This window comes from Streptomonospora litoralis (assembly GCF_004323735.1).
In the GTDB taxonomy this organism is placed as follows: Bacteria; Actinomycetota; Actinomycetes; order Streptosporangiales; family Streptosporangiaceae; genus Streptomonospora; species Streptomonospora litoralis.
Window position 1 is genome coordinate 16,591 of record NZ_CP036456.1, and the last position, 12,359, is coordinate 28,949.

Here is a 12,359-nt window from a genome sequence, read left to right on the forward strand (position 1 = left end):
TCTCCCTACGGTGCGGGTGTCTCCCGGATCTGGGCGAGGATGTTCTCGGCGCCCTGGTCGAGCAGGGCGGTCGCCGCCCTCTTGCCGAGGTCGGCAGGTTCAGCGAGCGTGGCGGCCTGGGCGGTGCGGAGCGCAGTGGTGCCGTCGAGGCTGGTCACCTGCGCGACGAGGCGCAGCCGGTCACCGTCCGCGGTAGCCAGCGCGCCGACCGGGACGCTGCACCCGCCGTGCAGTTCGGCGAGCAGCGACCGCTCCGCTGTCGCCGCTGCTGCGGTCGCCTCGTCATGCACCGCCGCCACGAGGGCGTATAGGTCGGTGTCGGTCTCGCGGACCTGGACGGCGATCACGCCCTGGGCGGGCGAGGGCGGGAAGGCGTCGGGATCCAGCGCCTCGGTGATCTCGTGGCCGAGGTCGAGCCGGCGTAGGCCGGCGGCGGCGAGGACGACCCCGGCGAGCCCGAGTTCGCGGCCGCGCCGCAGGCGAGGCGGGACGTTGCCGCGGATCGGCGTCGTCGCCACGTCGGGCCGAAGGGCGAGGAGTTGGGCGACGCGGCGCGGCGAGCCGGTACCGACGCGGGCGCCGACGGGCAGGTCGGCCAAGGGGGTTCCGCACAGTGCGTCGCGCGGGTCGCCGCGCCGCGGCAGCGCGGCGATGGCGGTGCCCGGCGTCGGCGCCGTCGCCAGGTCCTTGAACGAGTGCACGGCGATGTCGATCTCTCCGGCGAGCAGCGCGTCCTCCAGAGCGGTGGCGAACACGCTCACCTCGGAGCGGCCGAGGTCGGTGAGGCTGGACTTGCGGTCGCGATCGCCGGAGGTCATCACGGTGTGCTGCTTCCACGTGATGCCGGGGTGGGCCTCGCGCAGCGGCGCGGTCACTTCGGCGACCATGGCTTTGGCGAGGTGGCTGCCGCGGGAGCCGACACGAACAACTTGTGCTGACACCTTGTCACATCCTGTACACGTGTGGTATTGGATGCGGGTAGCGTATCGGTCGGTGAAGTCCACCGGCCGCACACACCAGGACAGTCGACGGCTTCGACGGATCCGTATCAGGGCGTCGGCCGGACCTCTTTGTCCTCCCGTGTCGCACCGCACCGGCACCGGTAATGGATCGTGACATCGGTCAGCCCGTTGCCGCGATCGCGCTCCTCGGTGCGGCCGCGCACGAAATCATGGCCGCCCCAGCGGTAGGTGCACTCTCCGGCGGGCCAGTCGGGTGTCGTCACCGCGGGGTTCCTCTCTCGTGAAGGGTGGGGCCTCTGCCCGGTGCGCGCCGTCAGACCGGGCAGAGGCGATCAAGGGAGCCATGCCGGGGAGGCGGACCCCCCGGTACGGCCGGACAGCGGCCCCGCCCCTCGGCAGCGCATACCAGAAGAGGCGGGGCCGGCCGGGTCCACCACCGCGGATCAGTGGGGAGGGACGGGGTGGACCCGGCGCTCAGGGGCCGCCCCGCCCCCGCGGGCGGGCGAGTGCGGGGGCGGGGCGGGTGCTGCGGCCACGGATCCGCAGCGGGACAGGGGCCGGGTCCCTCACTCCGGCCCCTTGTGGGGAGGGGCCCGCCCCACCGGAGGGCACCAAGTGGGGCGGGGCCGCCCTGCTGCGAGGGGACAGGGCGGCGTGGGGGACCGCGCGCCGGGCTCCCGTGGCGGGTCCTCCCCCGACGCGCGGCCGACTGCGGCCCTCAGGCGGTAGAGCGATCCGTCGCCGCGCGCTCGAACGCCTGCATGGCCTCGGCCTGCTCCCGCAGCCAGTCCCACATGAGCTCGGGCCGGGACCAGCCGGCGTAGTCGTCGACAACTCCGAACTCGACGGCCTCCAGTGGCGACTCCTGGTGGCGTTGCGCCCGCCAGTTCTCGCCGCCGCTCCACCGGTACCGGCGCAGGTCCCAGACGTCGCCGTAGGTCTCCTGCATGTCCTCAGGCAGGGCGACGCGCCCCTGCCCGCCACCCAGGTACCGGTACGTTTCCTCGCTCATGAGCACATCCCTGCGGCGTGGGCGGCCAGCGCCTCCGGTGAGGGGCCGAGCCTGACCGCGCGCGGGGGAGCCGACATCTGCTGCTCCAACTCCGCCAGCGTGCGGGCATGCAGCGTCGGCGCCCACTCGGCGGGTGCTCCCGCCTTTTTGGATGCGCACCAGGCGGCCGGTTGGCCGGCGTCGTCGTAGGAGCGCCAGACACTCCAGAAGCGGGCGTGACCGTCGTCTTGTTGGGGTCGAAGCGGAGGCATTACACTCCTTCACGGATTCACGGTTGTCGGTGGCGGGTTGTGGTTGGCGCCCGCCCGCCACCTGAATTCCGGTATTACGGTTGTTCGCGCAGCATTCCGCGCAACTCGTCGCAGGTGGTTGTCCTGAGCAGGGTCTCGCCGCTACTCGCGCACCAGTCGCCATGGGTGCCGTCTTCGCGCACGTCACGCCAGATCTCCCAGTCCGGGAACTCCGTCTGAAGAATCTCGGCCTCGGTCGGCCACGGGCCGTGCAATGCGTCGCGTTCTGCCATGCGGTTGTCCATGCAGCCACCACTCCGATGTGTCGTTCGATGGTGACGCTACTCGCGGCTAACCAGCGCAAACAGAAGCGGAGCGCGGTAGTTCTACCGCGCTCCGCTCAAAACTGCCACGTACCGTGGTACCTATAGGGGCACCCCGAGGAATTCGGTTAGATCACGAAGTTCCTGTGAGGGTTTCCGCTTCTTCCGGGTTGCGTCCCAAATGTCCTCAGCGATCTCGCGGGCGGCGCGCTGCTGGCGCAGCCATTCCGGGGCGTCGGCACGCAGATCGTGCAACGTTGCCTCAGCCCCGTCAGCGTCGCCGACAAGAACCCGCGCCTTGGCCTGATCCAGCTCATGCCGCTGGCGGGTATTGGGCGTCACGCCATCGACGTTCAGGCCGGCGCTCATCTCCAACGCGACATCAGGATTGCCTGCGATCAGCTCGTTTTGCATGCCGTTCATCCCGACCGTGGCCGGCCCGAAACGCATGTGGCCGGCCGCGTCGCGATCAGTCCCGAGCCGGGCTGCAGCGGAGGCCGCCAGCGACTGGATGTCAGCGGCCTCCTCACTGCGGTTGTTGCGCGCCGCCGCCGCCGAGGCACGCATCAGGAGATACCCCCAGGCCGCGAGTTCGTCCGGGCTCGCGCGAGACATGCGAGGTTCGATCTCTTCGGCCGTCGTCATGCACAGGTGCTCGACTTCGGTGAACCGTGCCTGCCGCAGCAGCGCCCACCCTTGCTGCCCGATGGCCGCGGCAGCCAACGCCTGGTCTCCGACCCGTATCGCATCGGACAGAGCGTCCCGCAGGGCAATCAAGGCGAGGTCGTGCTCGCGGATCTGCACCAGGTAGCGGCCGGTGAGCTGCAGGGCGTCTCCACGCAGACGCACCGCCGCCCGCTGCTGGTCGCCGTCGAGGACGCTCACGTGGGCGTGGGCGGAGCGGACCGCAGCGGGCGCGACCCGCGCCACGAGATCGTACTCGTTCTCCTGGTAGGCGTTCGCGATGCTGGCAACGGCCGATTCCAGCATGGGCAGATTCGGCGGTGAACTGTCCATGCTGAAGAGCCGCCCGGAGAGTCCGGCTGGCGGGTTGATCGCTGTGCGGATGTCGAAAAGGACAGTGTCGCGGTGGTGGGCGGGCGTGGGGTCGGGAGTTTCCGGGGAGGTGAACCACACGGTTCGGACCCCGAAAACACGAGCGATGGCGTGGTAGGTCTCCATGCGGACCTTTCCGCCTTGCTCGATCTTGCGGATGACCTGCACGCTGAGCCCGGCGCGTTCCGCAAGAACTTCCTGGGTGAGACCGCGGCGTTTCCGCAGTTCCACGACGCGGTCCTTGATGGATTCCTGCGCGGCTGCGTCGTCGTCGCCGTGTGGGGGTTGGGTAGAGTAGTCCATGGTGTCCCCGTCCTTTTCTGGTCAGCGCGTTTCCAGGATAGGGCGGGGATTTCGCGCTGTCAGGGACCGGGGCGAGCGGCGATCGCCTGCTCGGGGCGGTCGACCCATAGCGTGTGGCCACCGTCGGCGCCCACCGTCACCCCGAGGCGGTCGCGGCCCGGCCGGCCGGTCTCGCACCACACCTGCCGGGCTCGGGTGATCTCGCCCCACAAGTCACGTACACCACCCCGCCGGGTCTCGTAGGGGCCGCCGCCGGGCTCGTACTCCGCCAACGCCCAGGATCCGGCCCGGTCATAGACGTAGACGGTGGCCTCTCCCGCCGCCTCCACGTTGTCCTCAGCGGCCTCGAAGGCGGTATAGGCCAGGTCGGGCACCAACCACCCCAGCACCACGCCCCACCCCGGGGAGCGGTCGGCTACCACGCGGGGGTTCAACGCGCGGAACTCGGTGACCGCCTCCGGGTCGTTTTCGTTGACGAACTCCCGCCAGGGCCGCACCTGCTGTCTCTGGTCCCGCAGCCACATGAACGCCGCATCTCCCACCATCCGGCCCCGCGCCGCCTTTTCGCTGGCTTCCAGCCGGAGCAGGGCTGCGGAGGTGAACCCCGGCCCCCACGGGGTGACGATCGTCCCGCCGGAGCGCGTCTGCGCCACCCAGGCGGGCGGCACCCTGCGGGCGGCCACGGTCGCGAGCACATGATCATAGGGCCCCGGCGGCGGGTCGGCGCCCTCGCCGACGAGCAGGCGGGGCTTGTACCCGGCCGCGTGCAACCGGGTTCGGGCGTCCTCCGCCACGGCCGGATCCACCTCGATGCTGGTGACGGACTGATCACCGAACCGCTCGCACAACAGCGCGGTGTTGTACCCGGTGCCGGTGCCGACCTCCAGCACCGTGTCCCCATCACGGGCATCCAGCGCCTCCAGCATCCGCACCACCAGCGATGGCTGCGAGATCGAGCTGGTCGGCACGATGCCCGACCCGCCGGGCCCGGCTGGGCGCCCGTCATCGACCTGGGTCATCAGGGCGTAGTCCTCGCTGATCCAACGGGCCACGTCGGGGTCGGTGCGCGGCCGCGCTGTGAACAGGTCGTAGCCGCCCGGGTCCGCCCCGGAGCGCACCCAGACGGTGTCCGGGACGAACGCGGACCGGTCGACGGCGAGGAGGGCGCGGTGCCAGGCGGGGTCCTGCACCACGCCGCGCGCACTCAGCAGCCGCGCCAGAGACAACCCCGGCGGCGTCACCTGTTGGGGTCCTGGCCGTCGCCGCCCTGGTCGGGCGCGGGCTCGCCGGAGCCGTGGCGCGACGGCTGCTGGCCGTCGCCGTCGCTGCCGCCGTGGGAGTCGGTGGGTTTGTCCTGGTTGCCGTGCTTGCCCATCATGGCCTCCGTAGGGGAGGGGGAATCCGGTCTCCTGGACGGTAACCCGGCGGGCAACGCCTGTCACGGCATGTGTCCGATCGTGGTCACCGGGCCACCAGGTGCGCCCTCCTCCGAGTCGTCGGTCTGCGACACTCCTGCCCACCCCGTCGGCGAAGGAGGTTGGAGTGGAGGACCACACGCTGCGGGCCCGCACGCTCGTCGAGTACGAGGACCCGCGTATCGGGCGTGCGCTGCGCCGCCTCCCCGCCAGGAAGCGGCCGGCGTCGCCGGACGCGGCGTATTGGGAGGCGGCGCTGGTCGTCGCCGAGCGCGACGCCCGCGCAGAGCAGGCGCGTCGGGCGTCGCCGGGCTGCTACCGGATCGGCTACCTGGGCGGCTACGTGGTGGCGGCCGCCGTACTCCTCGGGCTGATCGCCGCCCTGGTGTGGCTGGTGCAGGCGGTCACTTCTTGAGGTCCACACGCACCCCGTCGGCGAAGGCCCCTTCTCCGTTGACGAGGATGTGGTCCAGCTCGAAGTCGGCCGGGACGTCGTAGGCGATCCTGCCGGACACCTGCCCGCCGGGGTTGATCTTCTCCAGGCTGTCGATACCAGTGGTCGCGCCGATGTTGTACTCGTACATCGACCCGCCGGGATCCATGAGCACCTGGTTGCTCGGCTCGAAGTACTCGCCCTCGCTGCCGGTGTTGACGGCCTCGACCTCCAGCACGACGAACTGGCCGCTGGCCTCCTCGGTGAGCCCGAAGTCGTCCTCGATCTGGGCGATGCCCTGCTCCACCGACGTCACGGTGATGTCCCACGAACCGTGCGAAACCGTGTCACCCACCACGTGGCTGCCGCCGGACTCCTCACCATCCCCCGCGCCGCCGCCCTCGTCGTTGTTGTCGGCGGCCGGCGGCGCGCCCGGATCAGGGGAGGTGCCGCTGGGGGAGGCGACGACCAACGCCATGCACCCGGCCATCATCAGCACGAACCCGCCGATCGCGGCGATACCGCACCCCAGCGCGATCTTGCTGCCGGTGGTCAGCCCGCCCCGCGACGGCGGCTGGTTCGGGACCGGCGGGGGCGGCGGGTAGTTGCCGTAGGCCATGACCTGCTCCTCGGTGCTGGGGGTTGAGGTCAGGAACGCTACACACAGGCGGTGACACTCGTCGCGCGGATACGGCGGATCGGGGGTGGCCACCTCAGGCCACCCCCGGACGACAACTCACACCGGGCCGTCGCCGTCCTGGATGATCTCGGCCATCCCCATCCACGAGTTGCCCAGTTCGGTGAAACGCTCCATTTTCGCGAGATCGGTCTCGCCCTCAGCCCAGATCAGCAGGCGCCGCGCGTTCGCCAACGCTTCGATGCGGGTCGCTGCGCGAGTCTCGTCGGCCATCGGGATCACCTCCGCCCTGCGGTGGCGGCGCGGGTGCGCGGCTGCGGCGGCACCCGGCGCGACGGCGCGGGCCGGGAGCGATCCTCCAGATGGGCGAGGAACTCCGCCCACACCTGCCCGCCGGCGCCGCGCAGCTCGGTGGGAACGATGGTCTCGGCGAACTCCGTCTCAGCTGGGCGCATGCCCTCGCCGGCGGCGCGCCGCACCAGATCGGCCAGCTCGCCGGGCGCATCGGCCTGGTAGCCCAGCCCGCGCTTGTACACCCGCGCCTCCAGAGTCCGGCCGCTGTCACGGGTCTCGTTGCGGGCCCGTGTCAACCAGGCGGGCAGCACCACCGGGATGCCGAGCACCCACGCCTCGTAGATCGTGGAGCCGCCGTCGGCGATCACCACGTCGGCGCCCGCGTACTCCTCGAATGTGGCCCGGCAGCCGGGGGAGTGACGCGGGTGCGGCGCGGTGACCACGTCGAACGCGTCCTCGTCGAGGAGGGCGGTCACCTCGTCGCGGTGCCACCACGAGGTGGCGCCCGCGCCGGGCGCGGCCCGGTTGCCCTCGGGCCAGCGCTCGGACCCGCCGCCGTGGGTGGGGGCATACACCACCCGGATGCGGTCATCGCGCTCGGGGCCGGCCACCTGGTGGTTGAGAAGCGGGTCGAGCTTGGGATAGCCCAGGATGTGGAGTTTGCGTTCAGGGAAGCGGGTGCGGCGCAGCACCTCGGCGAACCCCGGCCCCGGCAGCAGCACGTGGCGGAAGAACCGGTACTGCTGGCGGTACCCCTTGTCGGCGAGCCCGTGGCTCACCCCCACCGATTCCCGGTCGTTGCGCTGGGATCCGGGCGCGTAGGCCGAACGGTTGTTGGGGTAGACGTTGACCGCGTCGCGGGCGGGCTGGCGCCCCACCGAATACGGCACCCCCATGGCCTCCAGCGCGTCCCATACGGGCCGGAAGTACCGGTCGAGCTGGCCGCCCGCGACCATGGTGTCCGCCTGCTCGTCCCAGCTGGTGGAGTTCATGCAGAAGTGGATCACCGTCGGCGCCTCCGCTCTTGGGCCTCCACCGCGGACCGCTGCAGCTGGGCCCCGGCCTTCGTGGTGTGCGTGCCGATCGTCTGCTGGGGCTTGTCGCCCTCACGGCGGCGCACGACCTGCCACTTCTGCCCGCGTTTGCGGATGTCGTAGGGCATCACAACCTCCTCAGTCTTTCCAGTGCGGGATGTGGGCGACGTCTGGGCTCCACGGCTGCCGCAGCGCGGAGGCGTTGGCGCCGACGAACCGGTAGGCGTGGCGAGAAGCGGCCGAACTGCGGCCCGGCACCAGGCTGGGGGAGTGGCGGTGATCCACCAACGACGGCCACGGATACCACACCGTGATGCCCTGGCGCTGGAGCCACTGGCCCATGCGGGAGTCGTAGTTCGCGGTCTCGGGATGCTCGTCGCCCCACGCCACCAGGTCGGGGATCAGCCCGGTCGGCATGACCACGCCCACGCCCCAGTAGATCGAGGGCATCGCCAGCCAGGACACGCGCCGGCTGCCGACATGGCGGCGCACCGCCGCCCGGAACCGCTTCACCCGGCCGGTGTAGAGGCACAGCGGCGTCGGCGCGCCCGGCTCAGCGGGTACGTGCCGCAGCGCCCGCTCCACTCCGGCGACCAGATCCCGGCACACCACCGCATCGTCCTGGACGACCAGGTGGTGCGTGGCGGTGGGGGAGTAGGCGAGCATGGCCCGCCGGCCCGTATCCCACCGGTCGCCCCACCGGTCCCAGACCACGTTGGAGGGCCGGTCGAGGCGATCCACCAGCTCAGGGATGAACCGGCTGCGGTCGGGATGCGCCATGATCGCCACCGACACCCGCGGCTTCACCGGGCGCCTCCTGCCGTGTAGTCCCACCGTCCCACCGGAGTCCGGGAGCCCTTGCCCGAGAAGCGCCGCGTCAAGGCGTAGCCCAGCGGGTGCAGGACGCTCGCGATCGCTTCGTGCTCGGGCCGGCCCCACTCTTCGGCGAAGACCACCGGACGGTGCCGGCGGATCGTGGCCCGTGCCCCCGCCAGCATCATCGCCTCCATCCCCTCGATGTCGGCCTTGATCACGTCCACGTCCGGCAGTTGGTAGCTGTCCAGGGTGCGCACGGGCAGGTTCGCACCAGAGCCGATCCACTGCCCGGCGGCCACGTCGGGCTCGGCGCTGGGTTCGGCCGAGGCGTCGGGGTCCAGGCGGCCCTTGCCGACATGGGTCGCGGTGCTGGTGTGGTCGCCCAGCGCCACCGTTTCGATCCGCACCCGTTTCTGGGCGCGGTTCATCCGGACGTGCTCGGCCAGCAGCTCATGGTGCAGCGGCTCGAACGCGACCACGTCCAACCCGCACACCTGGGAAAACCAGAGCGTGTGGTTGCCGATGTTGGCGCCGGCGTCCACCGCCACACCGGTGAAGCGCTGCTGATAGATGTGCTCCAGCAGCGGACGCTCGTAGGGCACACCGCGCCGCATGCAGCGCGAGATCTTGCCGCCGGTGTCGCGCATGCGCACCCGCGCCCCGTGCGCGGTGATCTGCAGTACTGGTCGGGTCATGATGCGTTGTGCCTCTGTTCCAGCGCGTCGGCGGCGGCGAGGCGGTCGCCGGAGAGCTCGGCGAGGTCCCACAACCGGGACAGGCCCGGCTCGGGGGCGGCGATGCCCATGTGCACCACACGCGTCTTGTCGGCGAGGAACGCCTCGATGTTGGCGGTGACCGTGCGGACGTAGGCCCGGGCGGCCGCCAGCCGCTCGGCGTCGGTGCGCGGCGACCGCGCGCGGATGATGCCGGACGCATACGCCGGGGCGATGCCGGCGCGCACCCCGTAGCGCCGGGCGTAGGAGGCGGCCACCTGCTCGGGGTCCCGGGTCAGGTGGACATAGGTGGGCTCGTCGCCGAAGCGTTTACCGAGTTCGCCCAGGAACCAGGAGAGCCGGTTGTCGACCTCCACATGGCCCTCGGGGTAGTCCAGCCGGCCGGGGCCGATCAGGTGGGCGCGGGACTCGTGCCCCACCGTGTGGCTGAGGACGTGCGCCTGCAAGGCGCGAGCGAGCGTCACCGACCCGCACCGGCCGGTGCACAACACGAACACGCGCCTCACCATGTCGCCTCCCCGCGACGGCGCCGCCCGTTGTTCCAGTAGTGCTCCACCCACCCCTGGTCGCCGAACATGTCCTCGGAATCGAGCACGATCACGTCGTCCCGGAACCGCCTCTGGTAGGTGCGGGTCAGGTGCCACGGCCCGATGGATTGAGCGAGAGGGCGGTGCCCGTAGGCGGCGAGCGCGTCCGGCAACTGGTCGACGAGGTCGCCGATGAAGGAATGGTTCGGGGCGGCGGCCATGACGCAGTTCGTGATCGGGTGCTCGCCGCGGATGTGCTGCGGGCTGTAGGCCACCACGCAGCTGCGCTCCTGCAGGAGCGGGTCCAGGCTGCGGCGCGGCACCGTGTCGGTGTCGGCGTAGACCCCGCCCAGCTCCCGCAGGATCTCAAGGCGCACCAGGTCGGCGCGGAAGCGTTTCCAATCGGCCGGGTAGTAGGCGGCGGCCTGGTCGAAGGTGTCCTGGTTGGCCAGCGGCGGCAGCGCGCTGGTGGCCTGCCAGTTGACCACGGTCCAGTCGGGGTGCAGCCGGGCCCACTCCCGGCCGTTGGCGGCGACCTGGTCAGGCATGGGGTCGTCCAGCCAGATGCGGTGGATAAGCCGGGGGATCATGACCACGCGTCCTCCGGTTCGTCCTCGCGGCCGCTGCCGGCCTGCCCCTGCCCGGTGTCGCCGTCGGCCGGCTCCGGCTGCTGCGGGCCCTCATCGGCGGGCGCCGCCTCCTCCTCACCACCGGGATCGTCCTCGACGGCCGGCGTTGCGGGCCGCAGCAGGGCGGGGTCGCGGTGGGCCACCACCAGGCCGCGGCGGCCGGGCCGCCGCGTCCACGGGATCAGCACCGGCTCGTCGTAGGACCACCCGTCGGGGCCGGTGTAGCGCCACCCGGCGGTGTAGCCGGTGCCCAGCACACGCGCTGTCGCGGCCACCACGCCGGGTTCGGCGGCGCCGTGCACGACCACTGCGGCGTCGTCGGCCAGGTGCTCCACCCATGCCTGCAGGTCGGCCGCGACGGCCGCGCCGGTGTGTTCGGCGTCGTGCACCAGCAGCCCGACCGCGGGACCGCGCCACTTGGCTCCTGTCGTGCGGGCATAGCCCCTCTTGACGGTCAGCACCTCCGGGCCGGCGTCGATGCGGTCCATGTGGGATTTGAACGCCTGGTAGGTGGCGGGATGGCTGTAGGTGCCGGAGTAGGGGCTGTAGTGGTCGCGGCGCATCCCCCACGGGTCGACGGCGGTGACGTGGGCCCCGTGGCCCTCCTGCGCCCCGAGGAGCAGCCACCCGGTGGCCCGCCCCCGGTAGACGCCCAGCTCCACGATCGCCTGGCCGGAGGGCACGGAGGCGGCCAGGGCCCGCAGCCGGCGGCACGCCGACAGCTCCGTCTGCCCGGTGTGGCGCTTGCTGCGCGCCCACTCGGTCACCACCCCGGCGTCGATCACGCTCGTCCTCGTCGTCATGGGTTATGCCTCCTCGCTGGTGTCGCCGTCGGTGATGCGATGCCAAGTGCCCCCGGCGGCGTAGGCGCCGCCGTCGCAGCGGCCCTTCGCGTGGCCGGGGAAGACGCCCTCCGCGTCGGCGACGGGCAGGCTGTAGTGCACCGTCTCGTGGAAGAACAAACCGGTCGGGTTGAGGACGCAGAGGTCCACCGTGGTCGCCAGGCCGTCGTAGTGGCCGGCCGCGGTCACCACCGCCGCCCGGCATACGGGCGGGAACCGGCCGTCGGCGGAACCGCGGGCGACATAGTGCACGGTCGCGCCCACGCGCGGCTGCTGGTGCAGGGCCATAGTCACGCCTCCTCGGGGGCCGGCCAGGTGGTGCCGGGCACGCTGCCGGTGTAGGTGCGCTCAGCGCGGACCTGAGCCTGCGGGTAGGTCGCGGCGAGCTCGGCGAGCACGTGGTCGGCGGCCGCCTGCGCGGCGGCGTCGGCGATCTCGCCGCGCCCCCCGGATCCGATCGCGAATTCGAAGGTCAGGTCGAGATAGGGCTCGTCGTCGACCGTGCTGATGGAGTACACGACACTGGTCGCGCCGTCGGGAACAGCCACAACTCCTCCTCAAGGGTTATTGGACACGGGTGTAGAAGCAGCGGGTGCGGGTGGCGCCCCGCAGGACGGTGGCCTCGGCGTGGGCGGCCCACTGGGCCCACTGGAGCACCGCGGACCCCGAGGAGCCGCCGACCTGGATGGACCCGTACTCGTGCGCGGACAGGAAGTCGTTCACACCGGACCCTTCGGCGCGGATCTCGGTGCTGGTGGCGGGGGACCGCATGGTGACCGTGCCGCCGTAGGTCAGGCTGATGCCGGAGTTCGTCTGCACATCCAGGCACGCGATTTGGCGCGGCGCCGTCGTCCCCGTCGGCACCAGCCAGTTCCACCGGATGCCGCCGCCCTCGGTGTCGTTGTTGGTGTTGCGCGCCGAGTAGGTGAGCACCAGGTGGTACCAGTACGTCGCCCCGGACTCCAGCGGGATGACGATCTCGGAGGCCACCAGGTTCGTGGACTCGGCCACCTCCTGGTTCTCCGACGCGACGACCATCTTCATCCGGGAGGCGTTGAGGCGGTCAGCGGTCAGTGTCATGCCGGCGAACCACTGTGGGTAGGGCACGGGGA

At 71.5% G+C, this 12,359-nt stretch carries 21 protein-coding genes; 1 reads left to right on the forward strand and 20 read right to left on the reverse strand.

What is annotated here, in order from left to right:
* Positions 1-5: 5 nt before the first annotated feature.
* The 8 genes from hemC to EKD16_RS25585 form a co-directional block, all read right to left on the reverse strand.
* Positions 6-941, reverse strand: coding sequence for a hydroxymethylbilane synthase (gene hemC, locus EKD16_RS24610; RefSeq protein WP_242677496.1), 936 nt, complete (start codon positions 939-941; stop codon positions 6-8).
* Positions 942-1,048: 107 nt separating this feature from the next.
* Positions 1,049-1,225 carry a hypothetical protein gene (locus EKD16_RS25580; RefSeq protein WP_165498690.1) on the reverse strand — a complete coding sequence of 59 codons (177 nt, stop codon included), beginning with the start codon at positions 1,223-1,225 and terminating at the stop codon, positions 1,049-1,051.
* 455 nt (positions 1,226-1,680) lie between these two features.
* The gene (locus EKD16_RS24615) at positions 1,681-1,974 is read right to left on the reverse strand and encodes a hypothetical protein (protein ID WP_131102944.1); all 294 of its coding nucleotides are present in this window, start codon (positions 1,972-1,974) and stop codon (positions 1,681-1,683) included.
* Positions 1,971-2,225 (reverse strand): hypothetical protein, encoded by a 255-nt coding sequence (locus EKD16_RS24620; protein WP_131102945.1) that lies wholly within the window; start codon positions 2,223-2,225, stop codon positions 1,971-1,973. Before EKD16_RS24620 ends, EKD16_RS24615 begins: the two co-directional genes overlap by 4 nt.
* Before the next feature lie 74 nt (positions 2,226-2,299).
* Positions 2,300-2,509 carry a hypothetical protein gene (locus tag EKD16_RS24625; RefSeq protein ID WP_131102946.1) on the reverse strand — a complete coding sequence of 70 codons (210 nt, stop codon included), beginning with the start codon at positions 2,507-2,509 and terminating at the stop codon, positions 2,300-2,302.
* A 120-nt stretch (positions 2,510-2,629) separates the two neighbouring features.
* Positions 2,630-3,886 (reverse strand): helix-turn-helix domain-containing protein, encoded by a 1,257-nt coding sequence (locus EKD16_RS24630; protein WP_131102947.1) that lies wholly within the window; start codon positions 3,884-3,886, stop codon positions 2,630-2,632.
* Positions 3,887-3,945: 59 nt separating this feature from the next.
* Positions 3,946-5,127 carry a methyltransferase domain-containing protein gene (locus EKD16_RS24635; protein ID WP_131102948.1) on the reverse strand — a complete coding sequence of 394 codons (1,182 nt, stop codon included), beginning with the start codon at positions 5,125-5,127 and terminating at the stop codon, positions 3,946-3,948.
* Positions 5,124-5,264 carry a hypothetical protein gene (locus tag EKD16_RS25585; protein WP_165498691.1) on the reverse strand — a complete coding sequence of 47 codons (141 nt, stop codon included), beginning with the start codon at positions 5,262-5,264 and terminating at the stop codon, positions 5,124-5,126. The genes EKD16_RS24635 and EKD16_RS25585 overlap by 4 nt, the downstream gene beginning before the upstream one ends.
* A gap of 164 nt (positions 5,265-5,428) precedes the next feature.
* Between EKD16_RS25585 and EKD16_RS24640 the strand changes: the two genes are divergently transcribed.
* Complete coding sequence (locus EKD16_RS24640) at positions 5,429-5,716, forward strand: hypothetical protein (RefSeq protein ID WP_131102949.1); 288 nt, start codon at positions 5,429-5,431, stop codon at positions 5,714-5,716.
* On the opposite strand, the gene EKD16_RS24645 is transcribed toward EKD16_RS24640, so the two are convergent.
* The 12 genes from EKD16_RS24645 to EKD16_RS24690 form a co-directional block, all read right to left on the reverse strand.
* Positions 5,706-6,353 (reverse strand): DUF4352 domain-containing protein, encoded by a 648-nt coding sequence (locus EKD16_RS24645; protein WP_131102950.1) that lies wholly within the window; start codon positions 6,351-6,353, stop codon positions 5,706-5,708. The two genes, EKD16_RS24640 and EKD16_RS24645, sit on opposite strands and share 11 nt — an antisense overlap.
* A 117-nt stretch (positions 6,354-6,470) precedes the next feature.
* The gene (locus EKD16_RS25590; protein ID WP_165498692.1) at positions 6,471-6,644 is read right to left on the reverse strand and encodes a hypothetical protein; all 174 of its coding nucleotides are present in this window, start codon (positions 6,642-6,644) and stop codon (positions 6,471-6,473) included.
* A 5-nt stretch (positions 6,645-6,649) separates the two neighbouring features.
* Entirely contained in the window at positions 6,650-7,657 is a 1,008-nt protein-coding gene (locus EKD16_RS25595) for a UDP-N-acetylglucosamine--N-acetylmuramyl-(pentapeptide) pyrophosphoryl-undecaprenol N-acetylglucosamine transferase (RefSeq protein WP_165498693.1), read from the reverse strand.
* Between the two features lie 11 nt (positions 7,658-7,668).
* Positions 7,669-7,827, reverse strand: a complete 159-nt coding sequence (locus tag EKD16_RS25600) for a hypothetical protein (protein ID WP_165498694.1) — start codon at positions 7,825-7,827, stop codon at positions 7,669-7,671.
* Between the two features lie 10 nt (positions 7,828-7,837).
* On the reverse strand, positions 7,838-8,506 hold the full coding sequence (locus EKD16_RS24655) for a hypothetical protein (protein WP_131102951.1): 669 nt from the start codon (positions 8,504-8,506) through the stop codon (positions 7,838-7,840).
* On the reverse strand, positions 8,503-9,210 hold the full coding sequence (locus EKD16_RS24660; RefSeq protein ID WP_131102952.1) for an FkbM family methyltransferase: 708 nt from the start codon (positions 9,208-9,210) through the stop codon (positions 8,503-8,505). The genes EKD16_RS24655 and EKD16_RS24660 overlap by 4 nt, the downstream gene beginning before the upstream one ends.
* Positions 9,207-9,758 (reverse strand): hypothetical protein, encoded by a 552-nt coding sequence (locus EKD16_RS24665; RefSeq protein ID WP_131102953.1) that lies wholly within the window; start codon positions 9,756-9,758, stop codon positions 9,207-9,209. Before EKD16_RS24665 ends, EKD16_RS24660 begins: the two co-directional genes overlap by 4 nt.
* Positions 9,752-10,366, reverse strand: a complete 615-nt coding sequence (locus EKD16_RS24670; protein WP_131102954.1) for a glycosyltransferase family 32 protein — start codon at positions 10,364-10,366, stop codon at positions 9,752-9,754. The genes EKD16_RS24665 and EKD16_RS24670 overlap by 7 nt, the downstream gene beginning before the upstream one ends.
* Complete coding sequence (locus EKD16_RS24675; RefSeq protein ID WP_131102955.1) at positions 10,363-11,208, reverse strand: class I SAM-dependent methyltransferase; 846 nt, start codon at positions 11,206-11,208, stop codon at positions 10,363-10,365. Before EKD16_RS24675 ends, EKD16_RS24670 begins: the two co-directional genes overlap by 4 nt.
* Positions 11,209-11,211: 3 nt before the next feature.
* Positions 11,212-11,535 (reverse strand): hypothetical protein, encoded by a 324-nt coding sequence (locus EKD16_RS25900; RefSeq protein ID WP_207391636.1) that lies wholly within the window; start codon positions 11,533-11,535, stop codon positions 11,212-11,214.
* 2 nt (positions 11,536-11,537) lie between these two features.
* Positions 11,538-11,795, reverse strand: coding sequence for a hypothetical protein (locus EKD16_RS24685; protein ID WP_131102956.1), 258 nt, complete (start codon positions 11,793-11,795; stop codon positions 11,538-11,540).
* Positions 11,796-11,811: 16 nt separating this feature from the next.
* The gene (locus EKD16_RS24690; RefSeq protein ID WP_131102957.1) at positions 11,812-12,354 is read right to left on the reverse strand and encodes a hypothetical protein; all 543 of its coding nucleotides are present in this window, start codon (positions 12,352-12,354) and stop codon (positions 11,812-11,814) included.
* Positions 12,355-12,359: the final 5 nt, after the last annotated feature.